This window comes from Acinetobacter sp. B-6 (assembly GCF_056930735.1).
This window is the reverse complement of sequence record NZ_JBXPBY010000002.1, coordinates 1-24,079: the sequence shown is the minus strand read 5'-3', so window position 1 is coordinate 24,079 and position 24,079 is coordinate 1. Positions and strand designations below refer to the sequence as shown.

Sequence of the window (24,079 nt, the reverse complement as noted above, 5' to 3'; positions counted from 1 at the left end):
TGCTTAAGCCTTTGTCGTATAGGTTCAGCCTTAGTCTATAGCTCACTCAATTTTTTGATATATTTTTCGGGCTTCTGGGGTGATTGCAGTCATATGAATTGCTCCATGAATCATTCCAGTTAACAGATGTAATTTCACATCAATACCTGCATTTTTTAATCTTTCGGCATAACGCTCAGCATCATCCCTGACTGGGTCATATTCACATGCAAAAATAGTTGCGGCAACTTATCCGTCACCAATTTTACCCTACAAAATTTAAATCAATATCTGGTATTAAAATAATTTTTTTAAAAACAAAGTTTTAGTTTGATTTTTAGAATCCATCATAATATCAGTATGAAGATGGGTTTATAGTATTGCTAGATTAGCAGTCATTTAGAGCATCATCGATGAGTACATTTTTGATTGTAATCATGTCATATCAGCTATTTATCGACATATTTTTCAATATATTTTCCAATATAATTAAGAATGATTGATTTAGGCGAAAAAATGGCAACTTAGAGAGAATTAAATTTTATTAAAAACATTAAGATGCTGTATTTAGACAGGATAAACTTAATGAATAAAAACATTGTGAAATTTATATTTCCGTTGCTCAGTATTTTTTCAGGCTTTACCTATGCGGATGAGTTCAAGCTCAAAAGTACAGACATCACGCAGGGAGAAATCATGAAAAAGAAACATGAATACCAAGGCTTTGGGTGTTCAGGTGAAAACAAATCTCCACAGCTGTCTTGGAGTGGGGCGCCAAAAGCAACCAAAGCTTATGCGATTATGGTTTATGACCCAGATGCTCCCTCAGGCAGTGGATGGTGGCATTGGCAAGCAGTCAATATACCCATCGAAGTCACTTCGATTCCATCAGGTCATGGAAAATTAGAATCTAAAGGAGTCATAAATTTAACAAATGATTTTGGACAAACTGGATTTGGCGGAGCTTGCCCACCAAAAGGTCATGGGATTCATCGTTATCAATTTACGGTCTACGCACTTTCTGAGAAGCTAGATCTACCCAAAGGTGCATCAGGTGCATTAACTGGCTACATGGTTAAAGCGCATAGTCTTGCATCAAGTACAATCGAAGCTCTTTATCAAAGATAGGGGCTGTTAAATAAATAATCTAATTTGAACGGAGTGGAATGTAATTAAAATCATGATTACATTCCAAATATTCAATCATGAATGACCTCATTGCTATAGCTAAAACAGCGATCAATCAACAGCAATATTTACCTTTTTCAATTTATTGTTCCCATAAAGAACAAATGATTAGTAACGTACCAATTATAAAGCCATTGCTTATCTTTATTTTAAATGGTGAAAAACAACTTGGAACATCGGAATTGTTCACATGCCAATCAGGAACTTTTGTATTTTTATCGAATAGCTCACGTATAGATATGAGAAATATACCCCATCAAGAGGAATATTTTGCTGTGCTGATCGATTTTGAGCAAGAGGATTTTACTGACTTGCCAATGAACCCTCAGCAGCCTGTTGAATATCTACAGGGGGATATCAATACAATCCTTAAAACTGCACTTTTACAATATATGCAACTCGCAATAATGTCCTCAGTAGGAGTAATGAAATATAGAAAAAAAGAACTGTTGAGCATTATTTATCATCTTGGATATCGCGATGTTTCCAATATCAATCAAACCCATCGGTTCAGTGAAAAAATACATCGCATGATTGCAAACAATCTAACTTTGGATTGGACTGCTGAGTTAATTGCAGCAGATCTTTTTATGAGTAGTTCGACCTTGAGACGTAAATTAAAAAATGAAGGTGAGAATATTCAAGATATTCGGAGTAGAACACGTTTAAGTCATGGATTACATTTGTTGCAAACGACTCAATTGAATATTGGTCACATTGCTAATCAATGTGGTTATCAATCCCAATCAAGATTTACAGAACAATTCAAAGTTTTATTTGGAATGACACCACGAGAAATTCGAAAATCCATAATGAAGTGATTACACAAACTTTTGCATCAATCAGCTTAAATAAAAAATTAGGTATATCTCGCTTTTTTTAATGACTATTCAGATCATAAATTCCTCCAGAAATTCTTTAATATTCTGCTGATTATTTAAAATCGAACATATGCTTGAAGAAGTATTATCCTTTTTAATTATTAAAATTTTAAAATTTTCTAAATCAAGCGTATATGCTTCAATTTTTTTTGAGTAAATAAAGTTTATAAAATGAATAATTGATTCATCTTTAAAAACTATAAAAAGGCAATATTTTTCAAATAATGTATCTAAAATTAAATTATCTATATAAAAGCTATGAAGATTAGTCTCATAAAATTCATTATGATCAAACTCATTACATAGAGTTATAACGCGTCCTAAACGGTGAGAGCCACCACCATTATTAGCCATAATCTTATTATGCCATTGAAATTTATAAAAATCCTGATGATTATCTGTAAAACTATCAGGTGATGGGTTTTCCTTGTCTATAATAGTTTCTGATATCTGTTCTTGATTAAATTTTAGATATTTTTCTCGTTTTTCATCTGATAAGCTTTTCTTTCCTTTAAACAATGTTGCAAGCCACCAACTAGAAATATTAGTATAATCTGAAAAAAGATCTTCATCTCGTGAGCATGATAAAAAACCGACATCTCTTAAATTAATATATTTTCTTTCAACATCTTTTTTTACAAGAAGTTTCAGATATTTTTCTAGTTCTGTTCTACTGTTTGTAAGATTGCCATCTAGAGGTCTTAATTTTACTGAATATGTATATGAATCCAATAAAACATCTAATCTTAGTAATTCTTTTGCGCTAATAAAATTTTCATTTTTAAATTTTTTTATTAAATTAAAGTAATTGTATTTGTTTAGCTCCAAATCTACTGTTTTTTTAATTTTAGACTCAATATAAAACGTTCGAATATAGTTTATCATTAATTTATTCTAAAATATAAATTTTATTGTTGTTTAAGATAAATTAAAATCAAATTAAAAACACTATATTTCTTGCGAAAGTATAAACTATTTTTAATAGACCTCTTGCGAAAGTAGGTTTTTGGGTCATTTAGCTATATGCAATACCTTATATAGTCAAACCACCTGATTATTCATACAACGGATTTGGATGATTCATTTATTTTGTGCTTTTGAATCATAAACAGTCTTGCTATCACGAGGCGACATGGATGTCGCCATGTTCAGCGGGGGTATTAGGATGTACCCCTCGCTCAACGGAAGATTTTTGTTACTTTTCATCTCTGAAAAGTAGAGTATCGCCTACGCAAAACAATTTAAACTTTAGAGCTTAAGCGTGGCAATGCAAGCTTTATATCATCAAACAATATATTGATCGCTTTAATTTTATTGATAAACAGAAATGATATTCTACTGTATGAATTTTTCAACAGATTGACTATATAACAAAGATCACAGCTGCTCAAATTTTGACTAACGTAAGAGGTCTAATAGTTTTATGAAATATAAAAAATAACAAAATTCAATGATATTGACTTCAAGCGTTTAGTCGCTTAGTGACATGTCCCTTATTTCTAAAATGACTTTCGTAAAAGGTCTAAAGTACTTAATAAAAAACTGCTGAAAAATAACGCAAACAGAAAGATGGCTTATCGTAATATACATAAATAAATTATGGATTTCTTGCATAAGAAAAGCATGAATTATTCTTAAATATGGCATAGAAATGCTTGTTCAATGAGAAAAAATTGTGAATACTCATGCGCTAAAATTTAGCTTGTAAAATTATCTTGGGGTTAGGCAATTACAGTGAAAAGGTATCCATTTTCTCGTTTACAAAAAGCGTTGCTGGCAGTTGGTTCATTTTCATGTTTGGCACTGAGTCCAGTACTGCTACATGCAGAAACGGAAAAAAATACACAACAGCTTAAAACCATTAAAGTCGACGTTCAAACCGAAGCAGCACAAACGGTTTATTATCAACCCAAGATCAATTTATCAGGTTTTAGTCAGTCTAATATTGCTGAAATTCCAGCTTCAATCCATACCATCACTGCTGATCGTTTAGCAGATCAGCATGCAAAAACACTGTCTGATGTGGTTAAGAACGATGCAGCTATTGGCGATGGATATGCACCTATTGGTTATTATTCTAATTTCATGATGCGTGGTTTTGGGTTAAATCTTGGATCAAGCTATTTACTGAATGGCAACTTAGTCCGTGGCGAACAAAATATTGCGCTTGAGAATAAAGCTCAGGTCGAGATTTTAAAGGGCATCAGTGCCGTTCAAAGTGGAATGTCAACACCGGGTGGTGTGATCAATTATGTCACCAAACGACCTGAAGATATTCGTTCAATGACATTAGAAACCGACCGTTATGGTGGTTTTCGCGTAGCAACGGATTTAGGTGGATTGTTTGGAGACACGCAACAGTTTGGTTATCGCATCAATCTTGCGACAGAAGATATTCATTCCTACGTTGAACATGCCGATGGTAAGCGCTTGTTTGGTTCTATGGCGCTAGATTGGGATATTTCTGAACGTTCAAAGTTAGAATTTGATCTAGAATCACAGCGACAACGTCAACGTTCAGTGGCTGGATATCAGTTACTGGATGGAACGACACTTCCCCAAAATGTGAAATGGGATCGTTTACTTGCTTATCAAAGCTGGAGTAAACCTGTAACCAACGACAGTTTAAATGCCAGTTTAAAATATTTATTTCAGTTCAATGATCACTGGAAGGCAAATTTTACAGCATCACAAAGTCGTGTGGTGATAGATGATTACGCTGCATTTCCTTGGGGATGTTATAGCAGTATTTGTCAAACGACGGGCTTAGGGAATAGCTTTGATCAAAATGGCAACTACGATATTTATGATTTTCGCAGTCCAGATGATAGCTACTTAACCAACCAATTTAAAATCGGATTGAATGGGGCATTCAGCACTGGTTTTTTGCAGCATCAGTTAAGTTTAGAATTATCTCAAACTGCTAAACGTCATACACAATATGATGCAATTAATTTACCTGTAGTTGAAGGGGCTGAGTCTACAGGAAATATAGGTGAGGACCCGCAAAGCTATATCCCCACAGATAAGCATTTGGGTAAACACTATAAATCATTAGATAGTCAACAAACAGCATTGAATATCATTGATTTAATTGCTTTTAATCCAGAATGGTCAGTCTCTTTGGGGGGCAAACTGATTCATCTCAATGAGGGAGCCTACAATGTCGAGTCAAATAAGATTCGAGACACCAATTTTAATCGTTTCTTACCCCAATTTGCGCTGATGTATCAACCTTGGGAACATACCAACATTTATGCTTCTTATGCCAAAGGCATAAGTGATGGTGGACAAGCTCCGTGGTTTGCCAACAATCCAAGTCAAACTTTAGCTCCTGTACATTCCACTCAGTATGAGTTAGGTGTTAAACAACAGTGGCAAGATTTGCTGTTTACGGCAGCAGTGTTTGATTTAAAACAGGACAATCAATATACCAATACTGAACGAGATTTTATTGCTGAAGGTCAACAGCATAACCTTGGATTAGAGTTAGGTTTGCAAGGGCGTTTAAGTCAAAATCTGGATTTGGTCTCGACTTTGGCACTGACACGTTCACGTTTAAAGGACATCCAAGTTACTGAATATCAAGGGCATCAGACACAAAATATACCATCAGTTCGTTTTGCAAACTATCTCTCTTATCAAGTGGCTCAAATAGATGGGTTACGCTTATTGGCAGGCATGCAATACAGCAGCAGTAAATATGCCAATAAAACGGGTACAGTCAAAGTGCCGAGTTATACCGTATTTAATCTAGGCACAGCTTATAATTTCAGAGCTTATGGCTATGACAATACACTTCGATTCAATATCGACAATCTTTTCAATAAACAGTATTGGAGAGATGCCGGAAATTTCTTAGGCGATGATTATTTATTTCTTGGCGCACCACGGACAGCGCAACTTGCTTGGACTGTAAATTTCTAGGATGTGTCTTTTCCTAATTTGTATTTATTTAAACTGATCATCAGATTGACCTATATCACTCAAAATGAGTGATACAGGTCAGAAATGCAAAATCTTATTGTTTCGCGTTAAGCGCTTAAATTAAATTATTCGGCAATTTTTCAAAATTATTAGCCTTTCATCATGATCCAATGAAATTTTTTTAAAAATTGATTTTATTAACAATTAATAAAAAACAAAAGCAGATTTAAAAGCAGAGCGTGAACTAAATATCAAAAAAATAGATAGTACGAACCAAAAAATATAAATTGGATTTATCTTAAAAAATAACCAATTATAGAATTCTAAGTAATTTAGTAAGGAATGCTAAAATGGACAAAAAAATTAGAGTTGCAGTCATTGGTGGAGGTATTGCTGGACTAGCACTCATGACCCAATTGGTTAAAAATACAAACTTAGATGTACATTTATTTGAGTCTGCTGCTGAATTTTCAGAAATTGGTGCAGGAATCTCTTTTGGTGCAAATGCGGTAAAAGCAATCCAATTGTTAGGTTTAAGCCAAGAATATCAATCTATTGCAGATCAGGTCAAAGCGCCCTATACCGATATTTGGTTCCAATGGCGGAATGGCTATACCGACGAATATCTATCAGCATCTCTTGCTCCATCTGTTGGACAGTCTTCAGTACATCGTGCAGATTTTCTCGATAGCTTAATTCCTTTAGTTCCGTTATCAAATGTACACTTCAACAAACGTGTACAAAATATTGAAGCAGATGAAGATCAAGTGACGGTGTGCTTCATTGATGGTCAAGAAGCAACCTTTGATTATGTAATTGGTTGTGATGGTATTCGTTCCGTTGTCCGAAATCATGTACTGGATTCACATCAATTGCCACGCAGTGAACCTCAATTTTCTGGAACTTGGGCATATCGGGGAATCATTAAGTATCAAGACTATAAACAAGCGATTGAAAAATTAGGGCACGATGTGGAAATCGCAGATGTTCCGCAAATGTTTTTAGGTAAAGATAAACACATTTTGACCTTCCCAATTCGACAGGGTGAGGAAATCAATATTGTGGCATTTAAGTCAGATCGTACACAAACGGTATTGGCTGAAAATATACCTTGGACAATGGCTGTTTCAAAACAACAAATGTTGGCTGATTTTTCAGACTGGAGTGAAAGCTGTAAAGCCTTATTGGAACTGATTGACTCGCCAACAATCTGGGCTTTACATGAAATTCAGCCTTTAGGGACTTATAAAAATAGTACCAATAATGTGATTTTGATAGGTGATGCTGCGCATGCGATGTTACCACATCAAGGTGCAGGAGCTGGGCAAGGTCTAGAAGATGCCTTAATCCTTGCAAAATTATTAGAAAACCCTGAACTAACATGTGAATCTATTCAGTTTGTTTCTGAAATATATCAGCAAATACGCTTAGAACGTGCAGTCAAAGTTCAAAACACGTCACGTGAGTCAGGTGAAATATACGAGCTTTATTCATCAACATATTCAGATTTTGAATCTATCGGACAGCATTTAACACATCGTTTTGATTGGCTATGGCAGCATTCTCTTGAGCAAGATATTCAACAAGCCCAAGCTGCATTGACCAATCAATTACAGCAAAGTGAAATATATAGCTAAATAAAAAAAGAGATAAAACAGAATAATCTGACCAGGGAGGTCTATTATGCAAACGATAAATGCAAATGAAGTCATTGATCATGCCAAATTAAAGGCGATTCATTGGCGAGTGATTTTACTTAGCGCATTGATCATTATTTTTGATGGTTATGATTTAGTGATTTAGTGATTTATGGGGTGGCGCTGCCTAAGCTGATGGCAGAATGGAAAATTGACAGTATCACAGCATGATTTTTAGGTAGTGTTGCCTTATTTGGCATGATGTTTGGAGCGATTCTTTTTGGAAGTTTGAGTGATAAATTAGAGCGCTATGGCTTTAGCCGTAAAAAATTAATCATTTTATGCATCTGTTTATTCAGTGGTTTTACTTTACTTTGTGGCTATGCAAGTGATCCGCAAAGTTTTGGAATCTTTCGATTTTTGGCAGGTTTGGGCTTGGGTGGCGTGATGCCAAACATCATTGCACTCATGACCGAATATGCACCAAAAAAATTACGCTCAACTTTAGTATCGCTCATGTTTAGTGGTTATGCAGTTGGTGGAATGTGTTCAGCTTTATTGGGAATGTGGTTGGTCCCTCAATTTGGTTGGAAAATTATGTTTATTCTTGGGGGGATACCGCTGTTATTGATACCTATCATTTGGCTGTTATTACCTGAGTCAATTGATTATTTGGTTCGCAGAAACAAAACTGAAAAAGCAGCAGACATTCTTAAACAAATTAATAGCGATATTAATTACACAGCTCAAACAAAAATTTGTCTCGATCAAAACAATCAATCTTCCTCTCAATCTCCAATCAAGGATTTATTTGCAGACAATAGAGCAATGATTACACTTTTATTTTGGTTAAGTGTATTTATGGCATTAGTCCTGGTCTATGCATTAGGCAACTGGTTACCGAAATTAATGCTAGAAGCAGGTTATGATCTGTCGACCAGTTTGGTTTTTCTGCTCGCCTTAAACATCGGCGGAATGCTTGGCGCAATCTGCGGAGGCTATTTAGCGGATCGATTCAATTTGGTCAAAGTATTATGTACGCTATTTTTAAGTGGGGCTGCTGCATTTATATTACTCAGTTTTCACTTACCAACGATTATTCTTTATTTTTGTATCGCTGTTGCTGGTGCAGCTTCCATTGGTGGGCAAATATTATTATTGGCTTATATGTCACAATTTTATTCATCAAATATCCGTGCAACGGGCTTAGGAATGGCATTGGGTGTAGGGCGTTTGGGGGCGATTTTAGGACCCATCTTATGTGGTTGGTTATTAAGCTTAAATTTACCGATTCATTATAATTTCATCGCGCTTTCAATCCCATGTATGATTGCTGTGGTGAGTATTTCAATGATTCATCTGCGTTTGAAAAACACAAAATTAGCGGTTAAAACAGTACAAGTCTAAAGCTAGATTGGGGAAGGTAAAACCTTCCTCATTGAATCGAGAGATTAAAATTGATTGATCTAAGTCTTATCAAAGTGTTTGTCATTATTTTTGAAACTAAAAATATCAGTCATGCGGCAGAACGACTGAATTTGAGTCAGCCTTCAGTCACCTATAATTTGAACCGTTTACGAAAATCTTTAAACGATCCACTCTTTGAGCGAGATAAATTTGGCGTAAAACCCACCAAACTTGCGCAAAGTTTATATCCCAGTTTTAGGCAGGCGATTTCTGATATTGAAATGGCAATTATCGCTTCACAACGATTTGATCCCAAAACATCAACGCGAGCCTTTCGTTTAGGGCTATCAGACTTAGGAGAATTTTGCCTTTTACCATCATTGATTCAACATCTGGCACAAGAAGCACCATTTATTAAAATAGAAATTGAAGAAATTCAGTCTGATAAAGTCGAGGAATGGCTAGTTGAGGGTTTTTTAGATGCGGCTGTATTTAATAGCAGCTATACCGTCATGCCAAAAATAGAATCTCGCAACTTATTTGAAGAACGCTATATGTGCATTGCTGACAAAAACCATCCACGGGTTAGAGAGCAACTGAGTTTAGAACAATATTTACAAGAAAAACATGCGGCTATTAAATCTTCGACAGGGCATATTGAAATTGATCAAAAGCTTAAAGAATTGGGGTTAAAAAGAAAAATTATGCTAGAACTCCCTCATTTTAGTGTATTGCAAGATGTGGTAAACAGTTCTGAATTATTGGTGACTTTGCCTTCACGTGCTGCAAAAGTGTATGAGCGAAATAGTGATGTTAATAGTTTTGAATTACCATTTTCAGTCAAACCCTTTAATGTCAGCGTAAATTGGTACAATCATCGAGATGATTTGGATGCGCGAACTTGGTTTATTCAAACGCTACAACAACTTTTTCAATCACTCTAAAGCACAGATCAGATGATTTACTGAATGGGGTTTTCAATAAATTGATTTATAGTGGCTTTTAAAGAGTCCATACATAACTATTAAGTCATTTAAAATGATAAAAAACCCTCTAAACGATTAGAAGGTTTTTAAAAAGAAAATTAAATATGAGTGGGATTAGAAATTATAACGAATACTCAGCGTTGCATTTCTTGGTGTTCCCCAGTTCATAGAATTAGCACCAATACCTTCATAATATTTTTTGTCAAAAATATTTTCAACATTCAACTGAAGTTTAATATTTTTATCGACTTGATAGCCCAGCATTGCACCCGCAAGTACAAAAGCATCTTGATCTATACGTGTGCTTCCAGTGCCAGTGTAGTATTTGCTTTTGTAATTTAAGCCAAGTCCAGCGCTCCACTGATCTAATTTATATTTTACAAATAGATTAGATGTCGTTCGTGAATTTGTAGTGTTTACTTTGACGCCTTTGGCATCTTTTGCTTCAAAATTAGCAATACCAAAGTTTATTCCCCAATGATCATTAATTTCACCATCTGCTTCGAACTCAAAACCTTTGCTTTCAACGCCATCTACACCACGATAAGCTTGTTCATTTGTAAGCTGACCATTACGTACAATAAATTGTCCTGTTATTGCTTCAGCAAAATTCGATTGTTGAATTCGAAATAGTGATAAAGCGGTATTTAGACGCCCCCCAAACCATTCACTTTTTAAACCAGCTTCGTAGTTCTTACCTTGTGCTGGGTCTAAGTATTGATCATTCACATCTTTACGGCTTTGTGGTTTAAAAATGTCTGTATAGCTGACATAAACAGAGTGATCTTTGGCAAAATCATAAATAGCACCAATATAAGGTGTTACCTCATTGTTAAATTCACGGTTGCCTACACCATTTGCAGATTCATATTTCCAATTTGATAAACGCGTCCCTGCAATCACTTTTAAAGGATCAAGAATTTGAAATTTACCAGAAATATATGCTGAGCTTTGGGTGGTTTCATTCAGTACATTGACTCCATTTAATACTACTGATCGGAGTAGGGGCTGTGCCATATTGTTATAATTAAGTGGTCCACCTAAATATTTTTCTATCTCTTTATTGACATTTGAGCCACCAAAAATATCCTTGGTTTTTTCATTTTTGTTCCATGAGCCACCGATAATAATTTCTTGTGGGCGATTGAACAATGTAAAAGGTGCATTGATGAAAAGATCAATATTGTTTTCTTCATTTCTTGTTTCAGAGCCATAGACTGAAACATTGTCACTACCATCTGAATTTTTTAAAGGGCTGGTATTGGTTGCTTTATCGACTTTTCCACCCGTATAAAGCAGCTGGGTATTTGCGTCTTCTTTACGGAAGGTATACGCCACATTTAAATTCACATCGTTGAATAAATTTTGCTTTAAATTGGCAAATACAGCCGTGGTATTAACATCCCAAAAAGTCCAAGGCGCACTTACCGTTAAGCTTCGGTCAAAGTTAGTGCGACTTCCATCCGTATAAAATGCTGGAGTACCTCCCCAGCGAATCCCATCGCGTTGTAACTCTTGATAGGTTGCTCCCAGTGACATACTGGTTTTATCAGTTAAGTCATAATCAATCGCACCGTAAAATACATTACGTTCTTTTTCATAATCATCCATAAATGACTTTTCATCTGAATGTTTGACAAACATACGTCCACGCAGTGAGCCATCTTCATTGAGCGGAGTTGAAATGTCCGCAGAACTACTCCATGAATCCCAAGATCCAAATGATGTACTCAGATTACCTGTCAACTCTTTGGCATTGGCATGTTTACGTACCATATTGAGCCCCATTGCAGGGTTACCAGCACCTGTAGTCAGTCCATTTGCCCCTTTAATCACTTCAACGCGATCGTAAATATTCAAATCAAGGTCACCAGCCCCTAAGTTAGTGGTACTCGGCATCCCGTCGATTAAGTAGTAATCCACCTGAAAGCCACGTGCATAAACGGATTGACGTTCATCGGTACGAGAAGTGGAGACACCTGTAATTGTATTCATTAAATCCTGAAATGAATCGATATTTCGGTCATCTAAGTATTCTCGTGTTAAGACTTTGACTGATTGAGGTGTTTCACGAAGCGACAAATTCAATTTAGTGGCTGTACTTGTACTTTTTGCAGTATAACTTTGAGTGCCTTCTGTGACCGAAGGGTGCAGGCTTTCTGCTTCTACCTTGATGGTCGGTAAAGCGGCTGTTTCGGTATTTTCTTCAGCATAAACAAGTGTCGGAATAGTTAAAGCCATAGAAAGTACAAGAGGATGTACTTTGAATGCATGTCGCATGGGAGAGGGGTTGTACATAAGATTAATTCCATAATAAAAAATGCGCGCGATCAGATTTTCTGTCTTCCTTTTGCTTCAAGCTCTATGACTCAGATTAAAGCGTTACAAAAGTTAACATGTGAAATATTAATTATCAATAATGATTCTCATTAAATTATATGAATCATTATCCTTATTATTTATATGTGAATTATAAAGTCAGTTATTTATTGATAAGTCACGCTTTTATCAAAGATATTCAGTTTGTTTCATTCTGTCTTGAATGGGGCAAATAACGAATTTATTTTTTTATATTTATAAATGAAAAAGCAGAATTTTTGTTAAAAAATAAACACTAAATGATTGAAAATATTGTAATATCCCTACACAGTCTTATTTTTAACATGGATTTAATTAGGTGATTTGGTCTGTTCATATCGTGTAAAGAGCCAATGATGAACTGTAATAAGGTTTTAACACAAACATGGTATTACTCTCGGTCAGTTTAATTCAGTTGATGATCTTAGTTCAGCCTTATCAATAAGTTTATAAGGCTGAATAAACTCATCTACGAATTAGATACACAATTAATTTTATTGAATTTATGTTCGCTTATTCTATTAAATTTTTAACGGACATAATCTGCACCTGTGATGTCAATTGTCGCACCAGTACTATGACGGGAGCGTCCTGTTGCAAGGAAAGCAATCATTTCGGCAACATCACTCGCAGGCGTAATTTCACCTAAGGGCAAATTTTTTAGCACAGTATCTTCAATTTCCCCTTTAGCTAAATCCGTTGCAACCCATCCAGGTGCAATCGCATAAGCAAGAATATTGTGATGCCCGTAGCCACGCGCAATTCCTTTTGTTAAAGCCAGTAAACCACCTTTTGCCGCACCATAAGCTAAATGATTTGCATCATCTCCACGATGGGCTGAACGACTGGTTATATTTATAATGATCCCTCCATGACGTAGCTTAAAATGCAGCAATGCCAGCCTGCATAACGCTGCTGGCGCTGTAAGATTGATAGCAATATTATTTGCCCAACCTTCTTGCCATGTTTTTGTCGTCGTAATCTCTGAGGCTAGCCAAGCTCCTGCATTGTTGACTAAAACATCAACATGTCCATAACATTCAAGAACGTTTTGCCAAATTTGTTCTATACAATTCAAATTACTCAAATCGCCAGTAACCCAAGACACATTATTGCCAAATTGATTTGCCATATCGTTAAAAAACATCACAGAACTACGTGCATGCATAATAACTTTTGCACCTCTTTGTAATAAAAGTCGTGCAGTCTCCAAACCAATGCCGCGTGAACTTCCAGTGACAAAAATGACCTTATCTTGCAAATCTTGAATTAATCCTAAATTCTTGTTCATGGTTTTATCCTATGTCACAGCTTGAGCACCAGTGATTTCAACACATGCACCACAAATGAATTCGGCATCAGAAGATGCGAGAAAGGTGATTAATGCAGCGACTTCTTCTGATCGACCTATACGACCGAATGGGATTAACTTTTCCAAATCGCTAATCGTTTTACCTTTCTCTGCAATCCCTTTTTCCAGCATAGGTGTATGTATTTCACCAGGACAAACCGCATTAACACGTATTTTTTGTGGCGCATAATCTCGTGCAAGACTTTTGGTAAAAGCAACTACCGCAGCTTTACTGACATTATAAGCAATATGACCAGAAGCAGGGGTGACTCCCCATTGGGATGCAGTATTCACAATAGATCCCCCACCAGATGCGATCATTTTAGGTAATGCTGCTTGGCATAAATAAAATAAGGCGTTGAGATTAACATCCAGACTTAAAAGCCAATCCTTTTCGCTGAGATGAAGTAATTCACCTCTACGCATGACACCAGCATTATTCACCAATATATCAATATGTTGGTAACGTTTTTCAATTTTTTCAATGGCTTGTTGGCAAGCATCTTTTGAGGTTAAATCAAAAGCTACAACTTCAGCTTTTCCTCCTTGAAGATTGATTGCTTGAGCAGTTTTCTCAGCAGCCGTATTAATAATATCTGCCACAATCACTGTTGCACCCATTTGTGCGAAACGCTGTGCAGTCGCAGAGCCTATACCTCCACCTGCACCAGTCACAAGCACTGTCTTATGATTAAACTGGGTCATTTCTTTTTTCCTTGATAAGCACCAATAAATTATAATTATGTATACATTATTGCATGCAATGTATATTGACTTTACTCAACTGTCAATCCATCGAAATTTTTAGTCATGCTAAAAAAATTTAAAAAATAAAAGACAGATATTTTCTAAAATGATAATAAAAATAAGTATAAATATATGAAAAATATTAAATATTTTCTTTGTCTTTGAGTTTTTTCTAAGCATTGACATCTCAAATAATTAAATATAATGTTTTATGTATGCAATATTGTACACAATTAATTGTGGTTTAAAATCATTCAGCAATAATTTCAACTTAACCATTGATATATAGAATTATTGTTCAGTGAAAATTTGAATGAATGGGACGAAAATATTTTTATTGGAGAATTTTAATATGCTAAAAGGTATCCTTCCTGCACTGATCACCCCATTTGATGAAACCAACCAAGTCAATTATAAAATCTTGGTTGATATGCTCGAATATCAATTAGATGCAGGGGTGCAAGGTTTTGTCATACTAGGCTCAACAGGTGAGTATTATGCACTGACTAATCATGAACGTCGTCAAATCTTAAAAGTTGTCAAAGAAACCGTAAAAGATAAAGGTGTTCTGATCGCAGGCGCGAATGGCTCATGTACACGTGAAGTATTAGAACAGGTTCAACAGGCAGTGGAGATGGGATATACCAACTTACTGATTGCACCGCCATATTATGCTTTACCATCACAAGAAGAATTGATTGCCCATTACAATACAATTTTAGAGACTTTCCCTCAAATTAATTTGATTTTATATAACTATCCGATACGGACCAATGTAGAGATTGGTTATCTGGTACTAGAGGCATTTAAAGACCATCCACGTGTTATAGGTATTAAAGAAAGTAGTGGTAATTTGCTACGTGCGATTGAAATTGGTGAAAAATATAAAGATCACTATCAACTTTCATGTGGTTCTGATGACCAAGCTTTAGACTTTTTCTTGTGGGGTGCTTCGAGTTGGATTTGTGGTCCAGCAAATTGTTTTCCTGATAAAGTCACGACAATGATGAATAAATACAACACTGGTGATATTCGTGGAGCTCAAGATGTTATGCGACAATTGTTCCCGATTATGTCCCTCATGGAATCAGGAAAATTTATTCAAAAAGTAAAATATGGTTGTGAGCTGGCTGGATTTGAAGTGGGAAATGCCCGAATGCCATTATTACCATTAACAGATACTGAAAAGGCGGAATTTAAACACGCATTTGATCAGATAAAATAAATCTCTAAACCAAATCGAATAGCTTCAATCAAAATAGTATTGGAATGTACTTCAAATAAAAAAATGAAATACTTATAGCTTCTGGATATATAAGAAGTTTCATACTCATCAATGGAATGTGATCTATGAAAGAAAATACCAAAACAGCAGTGGTGATTGGTGGTGGAATCGTAGGCATATGCTGCGCACTTTTTTTACAAAAGAAAGGGCTTAATGTGACGGTTATCGATCCATCTGAGGCAGGCGAAAGTACAGCCAAATGGAGCTGTGGGCAAATGGCAGTCAGTGAAATTATTCCACTTTCAAAAAAAGGTATTTTGAAAAAAATTCCGTACTGGTTACTTGACCAACAAGGTCCTCTTGCACTTAGCCCATCTGCGTTTCCACAAATTATCCCTTGGTTTTTACAATTTTTAAGCTGTGCTCGAACATCTAGAATTGAAGAAATTGCCAGTTCACTCGCATCATTGACTCAGCATGTTTATGACGATTATGCTGTGCTTTTAAAGGATTGTGCTGATCAAAATCTATTAGGTCATCGACCAGTGCTTGAGTTTTTTGATGATGTACAAGACATTGAACATGAAAAAGAATATTTGGAACTGAGACAACATTTTGGTTTTAAACATCAAATTTTAAACGAAAAAGAAATTACAGATTTGGAGCCTACTTTTGCTGGAAAGTTTAAACATGGACTTTTGTTTAATGACTGGACTGCTGTTAAAGATACCAAAGGATTTATTGTTGCGCTAAGCAATTGCTTTATTGCCAAAGGAGGTCAAAGAATTCAAGCTGAAGCGACTGAATTAAAAGAAAATAATCATCTAATCAAGCAAGTTAACCTCAGTAATACACAAATTTTAGATACTGACTATGTTGTCATCGCTGCTGGAGTTGGTTCTCGCGTGTTTTCCAGACAATTGGGTGTAAATCCGCCACTGCTCGGTATTGCTGGTTATCAAGTGGTATTACCACAACCAAAAGTAGAAATTAAGCACTCGATTATTTATGCCTCTGGTGGTTTTTGCTTTTCTCCAATGACCAGAGGCTTACAAATTGGTGGAACCATTGAATTTGCAGCGAGTGGATCTAAACCAAATATGAAACGTGCTGAGATTATTTTAAATAAGGCAAAACAGCTTGTCCCTGAATTAGGTTTAGAGGGCGTTGAATATGGTGTTGGCTATCGACCTTTTTTGCCTGACACCAAACCCATCATTGATATCAGTCCACGTTTTTCAAATGTTGCTTTGGCTTTTGGTCATGGTCAATTGGGTTTAACATTAGCGGCAACAACAGGGCGTTTAGTGACAGACTTATTATTACAACAGTCATCAACCTTTAACTTAGAACCATTTAAAGCAACCCGATTTTCATAATTGAACTTTAGGAAAAAAGATATGTATTACGATCAACTTTTTATCAATGGGCAATGGGTTAAACCGCTCAAGGGCGAAACTTTTAGCAGTATAGATCCAAGTACTGAAGAGGAAATTGCACGGATTGCTCGTGCTTCAATAAGTGACGCTGAACTGGCTGTAAAAGCTGCAAGAGAAGCATTTGATCACACTGATTGGTCACAATTGTCTGGCAAACAAAGAGCACAATATCTGAGATTAATCGCCCAAGAAATACACCAAGATTTAAAAAGAATCGCGACACTTGAAGTCAGAGATAATGGTAAACCTTATCCAGAAGCAGAGTGGGACATCGCTGACGCAGCAGGCTGTTTTGAGTTTTATGCAAATTTAGCAGAGCAATTTGATGAGCATGCACAAACAGAAATAGCGCTGAGTGATGAGCGTTTTAGTTGTGTAACGGTCAAAGAACCTGTAGGTGTAGTGTGCGCAATCATTCCATGGAATTATCCATTATTGATGGCAGCGTGGAAAATTGCTCCAGCATTGGCAGCAGGCTGTACTGTGATTTTAAAACCCTCTGAAGTGACATCACTCACAGCAATTGAACTTGGTCGTATTGTTGAAAAAGTAGGATTGCCGAAAGGAGTTCTCAATATATTAACGGGCTATGGGCATGAAATTGGTCCATACCTCACGGAACACCCCAAAATTGATAAGATTGCCTTTACGGGAAGCGTGCCAGTGGGCAAGCAAATTATGCGTACTGCTGCTACAAATATTAAAAATATAAGTTTAGAACTGGGTGGAAAATCTGCATTTATTGTTTTTGAAGATAGTGATATAGAGGCAGCTGTAGAATGGATCATGTTTGGTATTTTTTGGAATCAAGGACAAGTCTGTTCAGCGACCTCTCGTGTTTTAGTTCAAGATGAAATTTATCCAAAATTATTAAAACGTTTAGTAGTGGAAACTAAAAAGATAAAGATTGGCAATGGCTTTGAAACAGGAATCAAACTAGGACCATTGGTCAATAAGAAGCAATATCAACATGTTATAGATGCCATTCAGCAAGGAGTAGACGATAACATTCATCTCTTAACTGGAGGGAAAAGACCTGATTCACATTCAAGCGGTTATTTCATCGAACCTACTATTTTTATTGATGTACCTGAAAATCATGCTTTATGGACACAAGAGATTTTTGGTCCAGTGGTTTGCATTCGTTCATTTCTTACTGAGGACGAAGCGATTCGATCTGCAAATGATTCGATATTTGGCTTAGCTGGCGCCGTCATGTCGAAAGATTTGCTTCGTTGTGATCGCGTCGCACGAAAACTCAGAGCTGGCATCGTTTGGATCAACTGTTCTCAACCCACATTTAGCGAAGCACCTTGGGGTGGCTATAAACAAAGTGGGATCGGACGTGAACTTGGTGTCTGGGGATTAGAAAACTATTTAGAAGTGAAACAAATTACACGCTATGACAGCACTGAACCGTGGGCTTGGTATATTGAATAAGGAAATGAATTATGCGTTGGCAAAAAATGATACAACTTGTCGATGTGCATTGTGAAGGCGAAGTAGGGAAAGTGATTACGGGTGGTGTACTCAATATTCCGGGTCTAACAATGGCAGAAAAAGTAAACTATCTCAATGAAGTGGATGACAGCTTAAGACGTTTTGTCATTCAAGAACCGCGTGGATGTTTACAGATTTCAGTCAATTTATTACTCCCACCCACAGTCGCTCATGCAGATGCTGCTTTTGCGATTTTTCAAGCAGACAAAACACATCCTATGTCTGGGAGTAACTGTATTTGTGTCACGACCGCATTATTGGAAATGGGTATCATCAGTATGCAAGAACCAATTACCTCTGTTGTTTTAGATACTGCTGCTGGACTTGTGACTGCAAAGGCTTCTTGTAAAAATGGGCGCTGTGAAAGCGTTAGCTTAGAGATGATGCCAGCATTCGTTGAACAATTGGATGCTGAAATCGAGGTTGATGGGTTGGGAAAAATTCAATTCGATATTGCTTTTGGTGGTGTTTATTATGCGCTCATTGATGTTGATCAAGTCAATTTGACGATTTCTCCTGAAAATGCGCACAAACTTGCGCTATTGGGCATAACACTGAGAAAGTTGATGAATAACAATTTTAAAGTGCAACATCCGATATATCCGGATATCAATGAAATTACCTATGTGATGTTCCGAAATCGCTTAGATGAGAAAACTGTTCAGACCTGTACAACTTTACCCCCTGGAAGAGTTGATCGTTCACCCTGTGGTACAGGTAGCTCCGCTAATTTAGCAACGATGGTGAAAAGAGGGCTTGTGCGACTGGGTGATGAATTAATTTCACAATCCATTATTGGTGGACAGTTTAAAGTGAAATATGTCAGAAATACTACAATTGGGGAATATCCAGCCATTATCCCAAACGTTACAGGTCGCGCATGGCTATTTGGCTTTCATCAATTGGCTGTTGATCCAACAGATCCTTTAGCAGAAGGTTTTATGGTAAGTGATACATGGGGGCAAGGTATTATATAATAGGTTGAATTTAAAATTGGGTAAGATCGAGCCTATGAATAGTGTAGTAAAAAAAGAAACGGATGGATCGAAAAAAAGGCACAACGGGAAATATGTTTATGATCAACTCCGCGAGGAGATTTTAACTTTACAGTTGAAACCAAATACTCAGTTGGATGAAATTTCTTTGGCTGAACGCTTTGCAGTTTCCCGTTCACCTGTACGTGATGCGCTGGCGCGTTTAGTTGCTGAAGGTTTAGCCATGACGTTGGCGAATCGAACCACCATAGTTCGACCATTCAACCTTCAGGACTTTTCTAAATACATCAGCGCCTTAGATTTATTACAACGCGCAGTATCTCGATTGGCAGCAGCAAATTGTACGATCGAAGATATTGAAAACATTAAACAAACTGACGCAATTTATGTTCAGGCTGCTCGTGATGGTGACTATCGCCTCATGCTTGAACAAAATAAGCAACTTCATATGGACATTGCTCGTGCTGGGAGAAATCCATTTTTAATAGAATATTATGAGCGTTTATTGGAAGAAGGACAAAGGCTGTTTTATCTACACTTTGATCATTTAGCCAAATCAGAAAATTACAGTCATTTGGAAAGAGATCATATAGAGCTAATTGCAGCAATTACCAATAAAGATATGGACAAAGCAGAACAGGAAGCACATCACCATACTTTATTATTTAGAGATCGTTTTATGGAGCATATGAAAGAAAATTTAATCGATCAAATTAGTGTATCAAATTAAACAAAATACAATTTTGAGTTTATTTTTTAATAAGCCTTAGAAAGTCATTTTTATGATTTTTTGGGCTTTTTTTATTTTTAAATCATCATCTTATTTAAAAGATTTATTGGTCGTTTTGTGACTTTTATTGTTGACAATGTAGAGATATGAATATATTTTTAATGTATGCAATATTGTACACAATATTTATTTTGACTATAAAATAAACTGTGTATAAGCATCTAAAGCCGCTAAATCTATGCTGAGTTTCAAGCCATGGATTTAGTCCAAATAATGTGTTTATTGAATGCTTGTATCAATCTTGAAAGGAATAACTATGAAACAGAATTTATTGTATTTAGATGGTCGTAACAAAGGAAATTCTGAATGTAAGGACATGAAAGTCTAACATACGCTGATTTGAATATTCATTTTGCAAACAGAATTAAAAAACACGCAATACAATAAATTAATTCGCAATAGAACACTGATTATAAACATTTAGCGATTTACACGTCAGATATTCAAAAAACATCAATATCACGACCTGTAAAACAAATCAATATACATAAATTATGTAGGGATTTCTGCATCTTGAAAAAACAAAACCTATTTAATTTATAAAAAATAGAAAGGATGAGGTAACAGTTATGGAACAACTGATAAATACCATAGTAGGCTATCTATGGAGTAATACATTGGTATATCTCGCACTCGGCGTAGGGCTATATTTCACGCTGATCACACGAGGAGTGCAATTCCGATATTTTCGTGAAATGTTTCATGTGATTCGTGAGAAGAAAGAAGATCATTCAGGAATTTCCCCACGACAAGCACTTTTTATGGCATTAGCCGGTCGTATTGGTGTTGGTAATATTGCAGGCGTTGCCTTAGCAGTTGGCATGGGCGGTCCTGGCGCAATCTTTTGGATGATTGTGATGGGCTTTCTTGCTGGTGCATTAGCATTTTGTGAATCGACCATTGCCCAGCTCTACAAATTCAAAGAAGGTGATCAATACTATGGTGGTGTGCATTTTTATATAGATCGTGGCTTAAAGCTTAAACCATTCGCAGCTGTTGCAGCTGGGGTACTTATTATCTCTTATACATTGATGATGCCTGGTATTCAAATGAATACCATTGCGACGACATTTAAAGCTACCTTTCAAATACCACCTTATGTTTCAGGAATTGTTGTCACTTTAGGCATTGGCTTAATCATTTGGGGTGGTGTCAAACGCATAGCTCGCGCTGCTGAGAAGATTGTCCCAACAATGTCTGCAATGTATGTATTGGCAACCGTTATTCTTTTGATTTTTCACTATGACAAAATTCCTGAAACTTTTGTTTTAATCATAAAAAGCGCACTGGGTATGGATGCTGTATTTGGCGCCATTATTGGACAAGCTGTAAATTGGGGAGTTCGTCGCGCTGTCTTTGCAAGTGCAGCTGGCGCGGGTGAATCTACTTTTGCATCTGCTGCTGCCATGACCTCTCATCCAGTCAAACAAGGTCTAATTCAGGCATTTTCAATTTTCTTCGAGACAGCATTGATTTTAACCAGTTCAGGTTTAATGATCCTCATTACAGGAATGTATAACGTTTTCCCTCCAGGCAGTAGCGCCCCCTTAGTCGAATATGTTCCAGGGATTCCTGCTGGTGCAGAATGGACTTCTCTGGCATTACAGACAGTCTTTCAGCAAGGGGGAGCGTGGTTAATTTCTTTAGCGATTTTAGTTTTTGCCTTTACAACACTGATGACATATTACTATGTCGCTGAGTCTGGTATTGCATATTTTGATCGTCAGAATAAATATCCGATCTTTAAAACCATTGCAAAAATTGCAAGTTTAGCAGCCCTATTTATGGGCAGTATTGCAAGCACTGAAACGATGTGGGCGTTGGGCGATATTACTTTCGGAAGTATGGCATATGTAAATCTAATTGCTTTGATCTTATTAACTAAGCCATTGCTTAAAGTATTAAAAGACTATGATATTCAACGTAAGTCAGGAAAAGACCCTGTCTTTGACCCAAGAAAAGTCGACATTAAAAATGCGACCTATTGGGAAGAATACGCAGATTTGAAAAAAGCTCAGGCAACATCTTTGGCTGCAAATCAAAAGCAATAAAAAAGTCGCGATGCATTGCATAGGCGAAAAACAAAAACAGTTTCAATCAAACGCTATGTTCATTTAAAAGCAATATATTTAGAGCCTAGCACTGATATTAAAGGATTTTTAAAATGTTAAAATGGAAAATTTATATTTTTCTTGGTGGTGCTTTATCTACATTTTCACTCGACCTTTTCGCTGAGAATTTACGTTTTGGCGATGCACATTCGGATTTGGGCGAAGTGACTATTTCAGGATGGCTGAGAGCAAACATCATGGATAAAGATTACACAGATGATCGTGAACATAATTTGAAATTTGATGCCGCAAAATTAGCCATCAAATATGAGGCTAAAAATATTTTCGGCGCGCTAGAATATCGTTGTTATCAATTCGACAGATTATGTGATTTCTCGTCTCTAGTAGATGCAAATCTCGGCTATAAGTTAAGTGAAGACAATACGATAACCTTTGGTATTCAGGAAATTCCATTTGGTCCGGGTCGGGGGTGGTCAACCAGTTGGTTTGGAGGAATGGTCATTAATGCAGGCTTAGAAGATGTGCATAATCTTGGTATTCGCTATTCTTCAAATATCAATTCGACAACCAAATTTGACGGGGCATTTTTTACCCGTGATGCAGGGAATTATACAGGTAAAAGTTTAGATTCAGCCCATTATTCAGCGAATTATGTTAAACCAGATCAGAAAAATCAGCCCTATGTAAAAGAAAAAAACATGCTTCTTGCACGTTTGATAAAAGAAATTCCTTTATCGAATCAACCTGCTCTAAATTTAAAATTAGGATCTTCGTATTGGTATTCTGACATTGAAAATAAAAATGATTCACAGACTGGACACCGCAATGCATGGTCTGCGTTTAGTAAAATCAATTATAAAAATGCCAATGTCACATTAACTCTCGGTAGAAACAAGGTGACTCATCTGGACAGTTTAGGGAGAGATTATGCAGTGGTCGGGTCTTTTGATAGTTCCTACAATTTAGCCAATGAAGCAAGTTTCTATACTTTTGATGTAAATTATCCGATGAAAGATGTGCTTTATGGTTGGTCACTCACACCTTATCTCACTTATAGTGCACTGCAAAAACAACCTCGTGAATTTGAAAGATCGAACAGAAATATCTTTGGTATCCAAGCAGATAAAGGTCATTTTTCTGTAGCAGCTGAATATTTATTAAGTAAAAATGATCCATTTATTGGTGGCAATCCAAATTCTTTTGCTCAAGGAGATGATCTCGGATGGAGAGGTTTGTTAAATATTTTATTGTTCTATAATTTTTAAAAAACGAGGACTCAATTCGAATTAGATTCATTTCAAGCTTAGCTCCCTCGGGAACTAAGCTTACCTAAATAATTAAAAATGAAGCGCTTATGCACTCAACAAATTGGGATAAAAGAACCCTAAAGCTCTAGACCAGCCATCCCAATTACATATTTGGATAGTTTGGTCCACCACCACCTTCCGGTGTTACCCATGTGATGTTCTGAGAAGGGTCTTTAATATCACACGTCTTACAGTGAACGCAGTTTGCTGCATTAATCTGGAAGCGCTTAGAACCATCATCATTTTCCATGATTTCATACACACCAGCAGGGCAGTAACGCTGAGCAGGT

17 protein-coding genes and 2 pseudogenes are annotated in these 24,079 nt (G+C 36.4%); 13 read left to right on the top strand and 6 right to left on the bottom strand.

Annotated elements, in window-relative coordinates; all coding sequences use genetic code 11:
- Positions 1-42: 42 nt before the first annotated feature.
- Positions 43-222, bottom strand: a pseudogene (locus AC1Z3T_RS02870) (alpha/beta hydrolase); the annotation flags it as partial.
- 342 nt (positions 223-564) lie between these two features.
- Here AC1Z3T_RS02870 and AC1Z3T_RS02865 point away from each other — a divergent pair.
- A complete protein-coding gene (locus tag AC1Z3T_RS02865) occupies positions 565-1,107 on the top strand; it encodes a YbhB/YbcL family Raf kinase inhibitor-like protein (RefSeq protein WP_004830722.1) in 543 nt (180 codons plus the stop codon).
- A gap of 77 nt (positions 1,108-1,184) precedes the next feature.
- Positions 1,185-1,988 (top strand): helix-turn-helix transcriptional regulator, encoded by an 804-nt coding sequence (locus AC1Z3T_RS02860; protein ID WP_100885258.1) that lies wholly within the window; start codon positions 1,185-1,187, stop codon positions 1,986-1,988.
- Between the two features lie 69 nt (positions 1,989-2,057).
- On the opposite strand, the gene AC1Z3T_RS02855 is transcribed toward AC1Z3T_RS02860, so the two are convergent.
- The gene (locus AC1Z3T_RS02855) at positions 2,058-2,933 is read right to left on the bottom strand and encodes a DUF6685 family protein (protein WP_227560787.1); all 876 of its coding nucleotides are present in this window, start codon (positions 2,931-2,933) and stop codon (positions 2,058-2,060) included.
- A gap of 849 nt (positions 2,934-3,782) precedes the next feature.
- Between AC1Z3T_RS02855 and AC1Z3T_RS02850 the strand changes: the two genes are divergently transcribed.
- The 4 genes and pseudogenes from AC1Z3T_RS02850 to AC1Z3T_RS02835 all read left to right on the top strand — a co-directional run bounded on the left by AC1Z3T_RS02850 (position 3,783) and on the right by AC1Z3T_RS02835 (position 9,963).
- Positions 3,783-5,975 (top strand): TonB-dependent siderophore receptor, encoded by a 2,193-nt coding sequence (locus AC1Z3T_RS02850; RefSeq protein ID WP_100885257.1) that lies wholly within the window; start codon positions 3,783-3,785, stop codon positions 5,973-5,975.
- Between the two features lie 350 nt (positions 5,976-6,325).
- The gene (salA, locus tag AC1Z3T_RS02845) at positions 6,326-7,612 is read left to right on the top strand and encodes a salicylate 1-monooxygenase (protein ID WP_100885256.1); all 1,287 of its coding nucleotides are present in this window, start codon (positions 6,326-6,328) and stop codon (positions 7,610-7,612) included.
- Between the two features lie 46 nt (positions 7,613-7,658).
- Positions 7,659-9,019, top strand: a pseudogene (locus AC1Z3T_RS02840) (aromatic acid/H+ symport family MFS transporter).
- A 53-nt stretch (positions 9,020-9,072) separates the two neighbouring features.
- Positions 9,073-9,963 (top strand): LysR family transcriptional regulator, encoded by an 891-nt coding sequence (locus AC1Z3T_RS02835; protein ID WP_228153711.1) that lies wholly within the window; start codon positions 9,073-9,075, stop codon positions 9,961-9,963.
- A 156-nt stretch (positions 9,964-10,119) separates the two neighbouring features.
- On the opposite strand, the gene AC1Z3T_RS02830 is transcribed toward AC1Z3T_RS02835, so the two are convergent.
- The 3 genes from AC1Z3T_RS02830 to AC1Z3T_RS02820 all read right to left on the bottom strand — a co-directional run bounded on the left by AC1Z3T_RS02830 (position 10,120) and on the right by AC1Z3T_RS02820 (position 14,419).
- A complete protein-coding gene (locus AC1Z3T_RS02830; protein ID WP_483396456.1) occupies positions 10,120-12,303 on the bottom strand; it encodes a TonB-dependent siderophore receptor in 2,184 nt (727 codons plus the stop codon).
- A 589-nt stretch (positions 12,304-12,892) separates the two neighbouring features.
- Positions 12,893-13,654 (bottom strand): SDR family NAD(P)-dependent oxidoreductase, encoded by a 762-nt coding sequence (locus AC1Z3T_RS02825; protein ID WP_100885253.1) that lies wholly within the window; start codon positions 13,652-13,654, stop codon positions 12,893-12,895.
- Between the two features lie 9 nt (positions 13,655-13,663).
- Entirely contained in the window at positions 13,664-14,419 is a 756-nt protein-coding gene (locus tag AC1Z3T_RS02820) for an SDR family NAD(P)-dependent oxidoreductase (protein ID WP_100885252.1), read from the bottom strand.
- 394 nt (positions 14,420-14,813) lie between these two features.
- On the opposite strand from AC1Z3T_RS02820, the gene AC1Z3T_RS02815 reads away from it, so the two are divergent.
- The 7 genes from AC1Z3T_RS02815 (at position 14,814) to AC1Z3T_RS02785 (ending at position 23,747) form a co-directional block, all read left to right on the top strand.
- Positions 14,814-15,686 (top strand): dihydrodipicolinate synthase family protein, encoded by an 873-nt coding sequence (locus AC1Z3T_RS02815; protein ID WP_100885251.1) that lies wholly within the window; start codon positions 14,814-14,816, stop codon positions 15,684-15,686.
- A gap of 125 nt (positions 15,687-15,811) precedes the next feature.
- Positions 15,812-17,065 (top strand): NAD(P)/FAD-dependent oxidoreductase, encoded by a 1,254-nt coding sequence (locus tag AC1Z3T_RS02810; protein ID WP_100885250.1) that lies wholly within the window; start codon positions 15,812-15,814, stop codon positions 17,063-17,065.
- A gap of 21 nt (positions 17,066-17,086) precedes the next feature.
- Positions 17,087-18,565: an aldehyde dehydrogenase family protein gene (locus tag AC1Z3T_RS02805; protein ID WP_100885249.1), complete on the top strand. Its 1,479-nt coding sequence runs from the start codon at positions 17,087-17,089 to the stop codon at positions 18,563-18,565.
- Positions 18,566-18,576: 11 nt separating this feature from the next.
- Positions 18,577-19,602: a proline racemase family protein gene (locus AC1Z3T_RS02800; RefSeq protein ID WP_100885248.1), complete on the top strand. Its 1,026-nt coding sequence runs from the start codon at positions 18,577-18,579 to the stop codon at positions 19,600-19,602.
- 34 nt (positions 19,603-19,636) lie between these two features.
- A complete protein-coding gene (locus AC1Z3T_RS02795; RefSeq protein WP_042088799.1) occupies positions 19,637-20,350 on the top strand; it encodes a GntR family transcriptional regulator in 714 nt (237 codons plus the stop codon).
- Between the two features lie 629 nt (positions 20,351-20,979).
- A complete protein-coding gene (locus AC1Z3T_RS02790) occupies positions 20,980-22,461 on the top strand; it encodes an alanine/glycine:cation symporter family protein (RefSeq protein ID WP_100885247.1) in 1,482 nt (493 codons plus the stop codon).
- A 113-nt stretch (positions 22,462-22,574) separates the two neighbouring features.
- Entirely contained in the window at positions 22,575-23,747 is a 1,173-nt protein-coding gene (locus AC1Z3T_RS02785) for a hypothetical protein (protein WP_100885246.1), read from the top strand.
- Positions 23,748-23,892: 145 nt separating this feature from the next.
- Here the strand turns inward: AC1Z3T_RS02785 and AC1Z3T_RS02780 are convergent.
- A partial coding sequence (locus AC1Z3T_RS02780) for a 4Fe-4S dicluster domain-containing protein (RefSeq protein ID WP_483396455.1) occupies positions 23,893-24,079 on the bottom strand: 187 nt, incomplete at its 5' end.

Bases quoted from the DNA above. Each gene is read 5' to 3' on its own strand.
- AC1Z3T_RS02805 (WP_100885249.1), top strand. From the start codon at position 17,087: ATGTATTACGATCAACTTTTTATCAATGGGCAATGGGTTAAACCGCTC.
- AC1Z3T_RS02820 (WP_100885252.1), bottom strand. From the start codon at position 14,419: ATGACCCAGTTTAATCATAAGACAGTGCTTGTGACTGGTGCAGGTGGA.
- AC1Z3T_RS02825 (WP_100885253.1), bottom strand. From the start codon at position 13,654: ATGAACAAGAATTTAGGATTAATTCAAGATTTGCAAGATAAGGTCATT.
- AC1Z3T_RS02800 (WP_100885248.1), top strand. From the start codon at position 18,577: ATGCGTTGGCAAAAAATGATACAACTTGTCGATGTGCATTGTGAAGGC.
- AC1Z3T_RS02865 (WP_004830722.1), top strand. From the start codon at position 565: ATGAATAAAAACATTGTGAAATTTATATTTCCGTTGCTCAGTATTTTT.
- AC1Z3T_RS02795 (WP_042088799.1), top strand. From the start codon at position 19,637: ATGAATAGTGTAGTAAAAAAAGAAACGGATGGATCGAAAAAAAGGCAC.
- AC1Z3T_RS02815 (WP_100885251.1), top strand. From the start codon at position 14,814: ATGCTAAAAGGTATCCTTCCTGCACTGATCACCCCATTTGATGAAACC.
- AC1Z3T_RS02860 (WP_100885258.1), top strand. From the start codon at position 1,185: ATGAATGACCTCATTGCTATAGCTAAAACAGCGATCAATCAACAGCAA.
- AC1Z3T_RS02855 (WP_227560787.1), bottom strand. From the start codon at position 2,933: ATGATAAACTATATTCGAACGTTTTATATTGAGTCTAAAATTAAAAAA.
- AC1Z3T_RS02785 (WP_100885246.1), top strand. From the start codon at position 22,575: ATGTTAAAATGGAAAATTTATATTTTTCTTGGTGGTGCTTTATCTACA.
- AC1Z3T_RS02790 (WP_100885247.1), top strand. From the start codon at position 20,980: ATGGAACAACTGATAAATACCATAGTAGGCTATCTATGGAGTAATACA.
- salA (WP_100885256.1), top strand. From the start codon at position 6,326: ATGGACAAAAAAATTAGAGTTGCAGTCATTGGTGGAGGTATTGCTGGA.
- AC1Z3T_RS02830 (WP_483396456.1), bottom strand. From the start codon at position 12,303: ATGTACAACCCCTCTCCCATGCGACATGCATTCAAAGTACATCCTCTT.
- AC1Z3T_RS02810 (WP_100885250.1), top strand. From the start codon at position 15,812: ATGAAAGAAAATACCAAAACAGCAGTGGTGATTGGTGGTGGAATCGTA.